9 protein-coding genes are annotated in these 10531 nt (G+C 40.6%); 4 read left to right on the forward strand and 5 right to left on the reverse strand.

Annotation, left to right across the window (positions count from 1 at the left end):
- Window positions 1-71 precede the first annotated feature (71 nt).
- The 3 genes from IM496_RS14125 to IM496_RS14135 all read right to left on the reverse strand — a co-directional run bounded on the left by IM496_RS14125 (window position 72) and on the right by IM496_RS14135 (window position 3598).
- Window positions 72-1718: a DUF3685 domain-containing protein gene (locus IM496_RS14125; protein WP_287662280.1), complete on the reverse strand. Its 1647-nt coding sequence runs from the start codon at window positions 1716-1718 to the stop codon at window positions 72-74.
- A 58-nt stretch (window positions 1719-1776) separates the two neighbouring features.
- The gene (locus IM496_RS14130; RefSeq protein ID WP_002798934.1) at window positions 1777-2217 is read right to left on the reverse strand and encodes a Fur family transcriptional regulator; all 441 of its coding nucleotides are present in this window, start codon (window positions 2215-2217) and stop codon (window positions 1777-1779) included.
- A 910-nt stretch (window positions 2218-3127) separates the two neighbouring features.
- On the reverse strand, window positions 3128-3598 hold the full coding sequence (locus IM496_RS14135; protein WP_287662281.1) for a DUF29 domain-containing protein: 471 nt from the start codon (window positions 3596-3598) through the stop codon (window positions 3128-3130).
- 178 nt (window positions 3599-3776) lie between these two features.
- Between IM496_RS14135 and IM496_RS14140 the strand changes: the two genes are divergently transcribed.
- The 3 genes from IM496_RS14140 to recN all read left to right on the forward strand — a co-directional run bounded on the left by IM496_RS14140 (window position 3777) and on the right by recN (window position 7574).
- Window positions 3777-4835: a DUF2157 domain-containing protein gene (locus IM496_RS14140; protein ID WP_287662282.1), complete on the forward strand. Its 1059-nt coding sequence runs from the start codon at window positions 3777-3779 to the stop codon at window positions 4833-4835.
- 95 nt (window positions 4836-4930) lie between these two features.
- Window positions 4931-5611: a two-component system response regulator RppA gene (gene rppA, locus IM496_RS14145; protein ID WP_194016254.1), complete on the forward strand. Its 681-nt coding sequence runs from the start codon at window positions 4931-4933 to the stop codon at window positions 5609-5611.
- Between the two features lie 208 nt (window positions 5612-5819).
- Entirely contained in the window at window positions 5820-7574 is a 1755-nt protein-coding gene (gene recN / locus IM496_RS14150) for a DNA repair protein RecN (protein ID WP_194016252.1), read from the forward strand.
- Here the strand turns inward: recN and IM496_RS14155 are convergent.
- Both IM496_RS14155 and IM496_RS14160 read right to left on the reverse strand, forming a co-directional pair.
- Window positions 7551-8192, reverse strand: coding sequence for a Uma2 family endonuclease (locus IM496_RS14155; protein WP_287662283.1), 642 nt, complete (start codon window positions 8190-8192; stop codon window positions 7551-7553). The two genes, recN and IM496_RS14155, sit on opposite strands and share 24 nt — an antisense overlap.
- A gap of 24 nt (window positions 8193-8216) precedes the next feature.
- Complete coding sequence (locus IM496_RS14160; RefSeq protein ID WP_287662284.1) at window positions 8217-8858, reverse strand: Uma2 family endonuclease; 642 nt, start codon at window positions 8856-8858, stop codon at window positions 8217-8219.
- Between the two features lie 121 nt (window positions 8859-8979).
- Between IM496_RS14160 and IM496_RS14165 the strand changes: the two genes are divergently transcribed.
- Window positions 8980-10137: an NAD(P)/FAD-dependent oxidoreductase gene (locus tag IM496_RS14165; RefSeq protein WP_287662286.1), complete on the forward strand. Its 1158-nt coding sequence runs from the start codon at window positions 8980-8982 to the stop codon at window positions 10135-10137.
- The last annotated feature ends 394 nt before the right edge of the window (window positions 10138-10531 follow it).

Below are 10531 nucleotides of genomic sequence, written 5' to 3' on the forward strand. Positions count from 1 at the left end.
GTTATCAGTTATCAGTTATCAGTTATCAGTTATCAGTTATCAGTTATCAGTTATCAGTTATCAGTTATCATTCATGATCCCTTTTTACCTTTGACTTCCTGCCAAGTGTTACCAACTCCCTGTAAAACCCCGCGAACTACTAAACCAATACCGCGACCGATAACTTGGATAAGAATATAGACTACTCCCTTACCCACCACCCGAAAAAAAGCGCGTAAACGAGGAGATAAAGAGTCTCTTAATTCTAAGGCGATCGAAACTAACCAGGGTATGCCTGTTAAACTATTTAATTCTTCCTGTCGAGGGGAATAAATGGCTAAAGATTTGATTTGTCCCTCGCTATAGTGAAATAATTGATATTGACTTTCAAAGATATCTTTGGGCTCTTGCCAGTATTGTTGCCGTCGATATTTCCAAGATAATTCATTCCGGATTTTAGCTAATTTTCTGGCGATGAGAAATTCTGACTGGTAAAGTTTTTGTTTGATTCTTTCCGATTCCGAGAAGTTATTGAGAATAATTACTGTCACTGCATTGGCAATATTATGAATGAGATTTTGCAGGAGAATTTCGGCTCTGGCGATGGTTTCAGGAGCATTAGCTCGGTATTCTACTCCGTCAATAGTTAAACTATTTTCGTACACTAAATAGAAAAATAAGTCAAGAGCAAAAGGAATTTTATTGAGGATTTCTGTTTGAATTGCCTCTCTTTCTTCCAGAATAATTTCGTTAAGTCTGCCTTTACTAATTTCGTCATAAACCGAGGCATTAATTTCTAAAAATTTACGGGTAACTTTCTCCCAGATATCGTAAATAATCAGATTTAAGCGACTGGTTAATTCCCCGCTACTAATCTGTAAATATCTCATCTCATCGACATTTTTCCGAATTTCATCGAGAACTAAATACAATAATTCCCGTTGCCGATTATCCTGTAAAACATCGATTTCAAAACTAATCTTTGTTCTATTAATTAAAGGCGATCGAATAACTGCTAAAGTGGACTCAAAAACCGCCGAAACACAGAGGGGACGCTCGCGGCTTAAAATTGGTAATTCCCGATCGATATTGTTAATTATTATCGGAGGTGTCGCTGAAGCTGAATTGTAAGAGCTACCTTCCAGGGGAATTAGTTTTCTCACTAGCCATAGGGCCGCTAAAAGTTCTCGTTTTCTCCCCTGCCAATAAAAGCGATCAAAGCCAGATAAAGACTGTTGATTGAGATGGAGATCAATTAAATGTAATTCACTTTCGATGCGATTTAATCCCGTTCTTCCGGCAGCAATTAACCAATGGCTAGGAGCTAAACTTGGACGGGTAGCAATGGTGAGAGCAGAAGGGGCAACATCGTGGGTTTCATCCCGGGAAATTTGCCCTAAAATAGTGATAAATTGCTCTAGGTTTGTGCCTTTGGGAATATAACCAGCGATGCCTAATTCTCTGGCGATTAGTTGCTGTCGGGAATCGAGAGGAAAGGTTAATAAAACAATTTTACTTTCGGGATAGCGAGAGTGGAGAATTTCACAGTAAGACCAATCAAAGAGAGGATCGATAATAATAATTTCGGGGGAGGGATTCAGAGTCAAAGCGAAAATTGTTTCTAAATCCCCTTCGGTGACGATACTAATATTTTCTATCCGCGACAAGGCCTGCACCAGACCCAAGCGGAAAATCGGGTCATTATCGATGATAATTAAGGTGAGAGGGCGATCGATCACAAGAGTTGCAGCCTGTCAACGGATACTATTCACAGGGTCAATTATACAGTTATCTGGCTCATTTGTTTTGTTTATAGCCATAGAAATCGATGCGATAATCGGTAATTTTTACCCCCGTCGATGCCTCGACCTGTTTAATTAATTCCGGGGGAAGTTCGATATGCACATCGATAATTTGTTGACTGTCCAGACAATTGACGTGACTGTGGGAGTCGCTGATGTTGCCGTAGAGTCTGCCGTCCCAGCGTTCCACAGATTCGATAATGCCTTGACCCGATAGAGCCTCTAGGTTTTGGTACACTGAGGTATGACCGATGTTTTTTCCTTGCAGATTGAGACGATCATAAATTTCTCGCGCTGATAGGTGTTCCTGCGCTTGCCACAGCAATTCTAAAATATAGCGACGCTGACGACTAACCCGCATTCCTAAAGTTTGACACCTTTCGATCGCATCTTCTAAACACCGGATCGGTTTTTGTTTTACCTCCAAATTGTCCATAGTTGTATCCGTTGACCTCCGCCCTAGTACATAGTCATTACCAGTTTAGCTTAGTCTTTCGATCGATGTCCACATTGCCCCAGTTTTCAGCCCCTCTCAGAGCAGTTATCTCAATGGTGAGATAGGAAATTTTCGTTGTCGGAAGACAGGAGCAGCAAGAAAGCGCCTGACCATTTGTACTAAAATTCTTAGCCTGCATAATTCTGGCTTTAAGTCAATAGCCTTTACAAAACTTCAAAAATTGCAACATAAAAAAATTTCATCACTGGCGGCTTTTTTTGGGCAAGAGAATCGATATAGTCCCCTGATTGCCTTGGTTTTCCGTTGATTTAAGGTTTAATGCTTAAACTAAGCCAACAGCATACCACGATAAACCATATTATTAAATGTAGGCAACCCCGATTTACAGCTAAATTTTGGCAAATTCTGGGAAAATCAAAATCTTGTAACTTACTTGTTACATTTAACTAATCGCCCCAAATATTTAAATATTTTAATTATTTACCTTAAATTTATAATTTTTACTTATTCTTGAAAGCTGATTAACTAGGGTTTGCTGAAAAAGTTTTTCGTGGGGGTAGGGTGTGGGGTGTGGGGTTTTACCCATTTTCAGGTGGTCAATTACCTAATTTTCAGAGAAAAAGTAACTGAATTTTTCCCCGATCACTCCAATGGTCGGCACTTTTTGGGGGGAAAAAGTCTAAAAACCTTATCCAACAAGGTTTTTAGATTTATTCAGCAAACCCTAACTAGGGTTGGGCAAAAAAGCTTGTAAGCTCTATTTAAAGTCAGTCGAATCGCTTAGTATCGGGAAACAGATGTGACTTGTATAGCTTCCCAGTTTTTGAGATTTGAAGACTTTTTAGAAGCATTTTGAAAGCGTCTTAGCCGATGGATTAAATATGAATTATCAGCCATAGAAATCTTCGTCAAGAATCTGTTCTAAGGAAAAAGGGCAGTCTAAGGGATATGCTTCCTCTGGAGGAATCGCAATTCCAAAGTCAGCCAATTTACTTTCCTTGATGGCAATTTTGCGACCTTTAGGATAGGTTTTATCGATGGCGATTGCTAGATGAGATTTCAAAGAAGGGGTGTTTTCTAGTAAGGCGACAACTCGTTCCCTGTGTTCGACAATGGAGCTATACCAGCTAGATTTCATGCTTTCAGGGGCGGAGGATTGTACTTTTAATTTCAGTAAATGAGCCAGCAAAATCATTAAATTTCCTTCCAAGGCATTTTTATCTGATTTACCCAATTCTTTCAACTCCTCAACCAAATGAGATAGATCTAATGCCTGAAAATCTCCTTGTTCTAACTGACCTATTGTTGTTATCAGCCATAATTGAAAATCTTGTTCATAGAGTTCTGATTTAGTTATCATGATGTCTTCGATAATAGTTAATATAGATTGAATTATACTCTATTTTGCAGATTTCGGATGTTGCAATCGGTAAATGTTAAGTTTTACTACAGGATTTAACATCTGCGCCTATGCCCTATTCCCTTATCCTTAGGATAAGCGGTTAAAATACATCTTAGCTTAAGGACTAGAGAATATTATGAGACTAGAAAGAGAAGATTTTGATTGGGCGGTACAACAAAACCTAATTACTGCCAGCCAAGCTGAAAATTTATGGACGGCTTTTTTATCCCGTTATCCCCAAGAAGATGAAGTTAATCGCCCTCGCTTTAATTTTGCTAATGTAGCCTATTATTTTGGGGCATTAATTGTTATCTCTGCCCTGGGGTGGTTTATGAACGAAGCTTGGGAGAGTTTCGGTGGTGCAGGACTATTTTTTATCGCCCTGTTTTATGCAATTTGTTTTATTTTTGCGGGGAAAAATCTCTATTTTCAGCAAAATCTCAAAATCCCCGGCGGCCTTTTATTTACCATGGCAGTGGCAATGACTCCCTTAGCAATCTATGGTTTACAACGCTGGACAGGATACTGGCAAGCCGGAGATCCGGGCATCTATCGAGATTTCCATACATGGATTAAAGGCAGTTGGTTTTTAATGGAATTAGGCACGATTATCGCGGGATTAATAACTTTGAGATTTGTTAAATTTCCTTTTTTAACTGCACCGATCGCCTTTAGTCTGTGGTATATGTCAATGGACTTAACTCCTTTACTATTTGGAGAGAACGAATATACATGGAGACTGCGACTGTGGGTATCCTTTTGGTTTGGAATTGCCTGTTTGATAACTGCCTATTTAATTGATGTACGTCAGCGTCGTAGTCGGGGTGATTTTGCTTTTTGGCTGTACTTATTCGGATTAATTATGTTTTGGTTTAGTTTATCTCTCCTCATCGATGATAATGAAGCGCAACGATTTTTGTACTGTCTAATTAACTTGGGATTGATGTTATTATCCGTCCTGCTAAAAAGAAGATTATTTGTGGTTTTCGGAGGTGTCGGAGTATTTGCCTATCTTTCCTATCTCTCCTATCGTATCTTTGCCGATTCAATTTTCTTTCCCTTTGCCCTAACCGTCCTAGGACTTGGTATTATCTATATGGGAATTTTGTACCAGCGTCATTACCCAACCCTAGCTAGATTTATTGAAAGTTATATCCCTCTCGAATGGCGCAATTTATTCCCCAAAGATCGATAATTAGGAGAAATGGGGATATGGGGAGATGGGGAGATTCAACTAAAAAACCCCAAAACCCCAAAACCCCAAAACCCAACACCATCTTTTTTACTTTTATGAAAATACTTATCGTTGATGATGAAAAAGAATTAACCGAACCCTTAGAACAAATTCTTGCTCAAGAAGGCTATGAAGTTGATATTGCTGATAATGGTCGGACGGGTTTAGAATTGGCACAAGAGAATAATTATGACCTCTTAATTCTCGATTGGATGTTACCCCAGCAATCCGGATTACAAATCTGTCAATATTTACGCAATCAAGGGGACACCACTCCCGTTTTATTTCTAACCGCTAAGGATACCATAGATGATCGAGTGGCGGGATTAGATGCCGGTGCCGATGATTATTTAGTCAAACCCTTTCAACTGCGAGAATTATTAGCGAGAGTCCGTGCTTTATTGCGTCGTTCTCCCAATTTTGAAGCTAGTAATAGCAGTAAACTAAAATGTGCTGATTTAGAACTCGATAGCGAAAATCAAGTGGCCTATCGTCACGGTCGCACGATCAGTTTATCAGCAAAAGAAATACAACTATTAACTTTATTTATGACCCATCCGGGGCAACTTCTCACCCATGAACAAATTTATCAGCATCTCTGGTCAGAAGGGGAGCAACCTAATAGTAATGTGGTTCCTGCCCTGATGCGTTTGCTGCGTCGTAAAATCGAAGCGGCTGGGGAAACACCTCTAATTAATACTGTCTATGGGAAGGGCTACCGTTTCGGGGAAAATTAGGGAATGCTGAAAGATAATGAGAATAAGTAACTGGTTATAATTAAATTAAAAATGGATTTTAGGTTCGATCCCCCCTGCCCCCCTTAATAAGGGGGGTGCCGATAGGCGGGGGGATCCCCCCTTAATCCCCCCTTAATAAGGGGGGTGTCTGATAATTTTTAACGCCTACCTACTTAGCAACTGATTACTGATTACTGATTACTGATATATGTTATCCTGCCTACAAATTCAAAATTTTACCCTCATCGATCGCTTAGAATTAACTTTCGGGAACGGATTAAATGTACTGACCGGTGAGACGGGGGCAGGAAAATCGATTATATTAGATGCGATCGATATTGTTCTCGGTGGTAAAGTCAATCATCGCGTCATCCGTCAGGGAAGCCAACAATCAACCCTAGAAGCGACTTTTTCTCTAACTCCAGAATTAATTGCTTGGCTAGAAAGTCAGGAAATTGACCCATTAGAAGATAATAGTCTGACCATCAGCCGGGAATTAGTGATTACTAATAATTCCTTGCGTTCTCGTTCTCGCATTAACGGAGTCGTCGCTAATCGCCAACAAATGGCGCAAATAAGAGATTTTTTGGTAGAAATCACCGCCCAAGGTCAAACAGTTCAGTTAATGGACGCTAATCGACAGAGGGAATTATTAGATCTCTACGGGGGTGAATCGCTGCTGCGGCAGCGGGAAAAAGTAGCCACAGCCTACGTTAACTGGCAAGAAAGCAAGAATAGTTTAAACAATAGGTTGCAATCGGAACAAAATCGCCTACAAAGATTAGATTTACTAGAATATCAACTAAAAGAACTAGAATCAGTTAATTTAACCGCTGCTGACGAGTTGGAACAGTTGGAACAGGAAAGAAACCGACTCTCCCACGGTGTCGATTTGCAAAATTCCAGCTATCAAGTCTATCAACTACTCTACCAAAACGATCGCGATCAACCCGCCGTCGCCGATTTGTTAGGAAAAGCTGAAAATATCTTGACAAATATGATGGTTTATGATAATAGTTTAGAGCCAATTTTAGAGATGGTGCGATCGGCATTAAATCAGGTGGTGGAAGCGGGACAGGAAATCAACGTTTATGGGGATAGTCTAGAGGCAGATCCCGAGAGGTTGAACGAGATAGAAGAGAGAATCGTCCAACTTAAGCGCATTTGTCGCAAGTATGGCCCAAGTTTAGCCGAAGCACTCGATTATTATCAGAAATTACAGCAGGAATTAGCGGAGTTGACGGGAGAAGGACAATCGATTGAAGAATTAGAAAAAATTTGTCAGCAACAGGAAAACATCTATCGAGAAACTAGCACCCAGTTGACCTTTTTGCGACAAGAAACCGCTAGTCAACTAGAAAAACAATTGGTACAGGAATTAAAACCTTTAGCCATGGAAAAGGTGATTTTTGTCTGTCGGATTGCTCCGGGTAATCCTAGCAGTCTGGGAGTCGATCAAGTGGGATTTTATTTTAGTCCCAATCCGGGGGAAAAAATCCAACCTTTATCCAGTACCGCTTCCGGAGGAGAAATGAGTCGTTTTCTCCTAGCGTTAAAGTCCTGTTTTTCCCAATCCCAATCGGCAGCAGCCACCCTAATTTTTGACGAAATCGATGCGGGAGTATCGGGAAAAGTTGCCCAGGCAATTGCCGATAAATTAGATCAATTAGGTCAAAAATATCAAGTTTTATGCGTTACCCATCAACCCTTAGTGGCTGCTTTAGCTGATCACCATTTTCGAGTTTATAAACAAATGATTGCCGAAGATAATCCCACTAATCTCTCGGAAATTCGCACGGTTGTCCGGGTTACTTCTCTCGATAATCGTCAGACGAGAAGGGAAGAATTGGCACAATTAACCGGGGGAAATTCGGCAGCGGATGCCCTCGCTTTTGCCGAGTCTTTATTGGAGAAAGCGGCTGCAAAAAAACCGCAGGATTTAACCTTGAAATTGAGTGATTAACCAACGTCCCACCTGACTTTGATCTCTGGTGCGTGCCTGTTGTAAAGCTGACTCTAAAACCGCAAGTTTTAAATTAGGTAAAACCTTTGATATATCAATTCTTTTACTACCTTGATCGATTATTTCAAAAGCGAATATTTGGGGATCATCTACCTTAACAATCCAGTATTCACTAACCCCTAATTCTTCATAGAGTAAGCGTTTATTACCTAAGTCATCATTAAGGGTAGATTTTGAGATTTCAATGACTAAGTCTGGTGGGGGATACTGATTTAAATCAATAATCGAAGTACCGTAGGAAATTAGATTAGCTTTGTCTGCAAAATAATAAGATATATCCGGTTGGACTTCTCGATAACCAGACCTGCGAAAACTGCAATTATCTTTGGCACTAAAGGCCAGATTTTTTAGGGTAGCATAGAGACTAACAGCGAAGATCAAAATAGCATGATCGCTGGCATGATCGTTACCAATAGGAGTCATTTCTAATCGATAATAGCCATTGTAATAATAACTTTTTCCTTTATTTTCTGGGAAGTTTTTAATTGCTTCTAAGTATTCTTCCCAACTAGCTTTAATCCATAAATCTGTCGAGATAATAGTTTCTAGCTGTTGCATAATCTTAGCCTCGATTTTATGGAGTTAACCTTGAAATTGAGTGATTAACCAACGTCCCACCTGACTTTGATCTCTGGTGCGTGCCTGTTGTAAAGCTGACTCTAAAACCGCAAGTCTTAAATTAGGTAAAACCTTTGATATATCAATTCTTTTGCTACCTCGATCAATTATTTCAAAAGCGAATATTTGAGGATCATCTACCTTAACACTCCAATATTCACTAACTCCCAATTCTTCATAGAGTAAGCGTTTATTACCTAAGTCATCATTGAGGGTAGATTTTGAGATTTCAATGACTAAATCTGGTGGAGGATACTGATTTAAATCAATAATCGAAGTCCCATTTGGTATCAGATTCGCTTTCTCTCCTAGATAGTAAGATATATCTGGCTGCACTTCTCTAATTCCTCTTTTACGATAAGAACAAGTGGGGAGTCCTTGAAAAGGAATTTCTTTGAGGATAGCGTAGAGACTCACCCCCAAAAAGACAACATGATGATCTCTAGCGTGTTCAAATCCAATAGGAGTCATTTCTAATCGATAATAGCCATTGTAATAATAACTTTTTCCTTTATTTTCTGGGAAGTTGTTAATTGCTGCTAAGTATTCTTCCCAACTAGCTTTAATCCATCGTTCAGTTATCCCCCTAGTTTCTAGCTGTTGCATAGTTATCCTATCCCGCTTTGAACTTTTTCTGTAATTATAGCAATTATTGATCAAATCAGAACCAGGGAACTGAGCAAGTATAATGATAGGATAGATTAATTTAGTAAAAATTAGCCCAATTATGACCACAACTTATGATTATATAATTATCGGTGGTGGTATCACCGGTTCCGCCTTAAGCTACGAACTAGCCAACCTAGGCAGTCGAGTCCTCTTATTAGAAAAAGAAACCCATCCCCTCAACGCCACTTTCTACAGTTACGGGGGTTTAGCCTATTGGTCGGCCACCACAGAAATCCAGAGAAAATTATATCAAGAAGGTCGAGAAATTCAGCGCAATTTATCGCAGGAATTGGGCATAGATAACGAATACCGGGACATAGAGCTAATTCTCACCGTGAACCCCGAAGATGATCCGGTCACAGTGGCCGAAAAATTTGCTATCTTTGCTATTACTCCCGAAATTCTCGATCCGCAAGCAGCGATCGCTTTAGAACCCCTATTAAATCCCGCAGCTATCTCCGGAGTTTTACGACTGCCCCACGGTCACATTGACGCCGAAAAAACTAATCTTGCCTATCAACAAGCTTTTCTGCGTCTAGGAGGCAAGATTATTCGGGAAGCTGTCATCGAATTAATTGAAACTGCATCGAGAATTACCGGCGTAAAAACTCCTAAAAATAATTATTCTGCTGGGGAAACTATCGTCTGTGCGGGGGGATTAACCCGGTCTTTACTGCAAAAATCCGGTATTGCTGCTCCCGTCTATTTTACCCATGCCCAGGTGATCAAAATTCCCCCCACTGAGATCAAATTAAACACCCTAGTTATGCCCGCAATTCCTGCTAGATTGCTATTAGAGCAAAAAATCACCCAACTAGAAAAGCAGGGCATTTGGCAGAGAGAAACCCCAGAAATAATTGCCAGTGTTTTAGAAACGGGGGCGGTACAATTCCGGGATCAAAGCCTTTATCTAGGGCAAATTAGCGCCATTATCACCGATCCTGGCGCGATTTTAAACCCTGTGGCGGGGGAAAAAGCAATCCGCACCGCCGTGGGGACATTGCTGCCCTCTTTAGCCGCTCTCCCCGGCAGCTGTCATCATTGCCTAGTGGCCTTTGCCCCCTCGGGACGGCCTCTAGTGGGAGCGATCGCCGACAAACTGGGATTGCAGGTATTTTCTGGCTTTACCAGTACACTTGTATCGGCTCCGCCCCTGGCCCGACGTTTTGCGCGTCATCTGCTGGGGGAAAATGACGAGATAATTAGGGTTTGCTGAAAAAGTTTTTCGTGGGGACAGGGTGTGGGGTGTGGGGTGTGGGGTGTAGGTTTTTACCCATTCATCTGGTAAATTACCTAATTTTCAGGGAAAAAGTCCAGGGATTTTCCCCCCGATCCCTCCCAGATCTGGGACTTTTTGATTGACCAAAAGTCTAAAAGTCTTACCCAACAAGGTTTTTAGATTTATTTAGCAAACCCTAATTGCTAATTGACAAAAGTCAAGAGAGAAATTAACTGATGGTTGCCATTAATCCTAACCTGCATTATTCATGAAGACTTTGGAAAATCCTCGAAAGCCTTGGCAAGAAGTTCATCTAGCGATCTGGCTGAAAAACAGTCTGTTTTTTGAGATGTCCTCACAATCAGGTTTTTGCCAGTTGGTGAATAATGCA

The organism is Microcystis sp. M049S2 (assembly GCF_020245625.1).
Lineage (GTDB): Bacteria > Cyanobacteriota > Cyanobacteriia > Cyanobacteriales > Microcystaceae > Microcystis > Microcystis ichthyoblabe_A.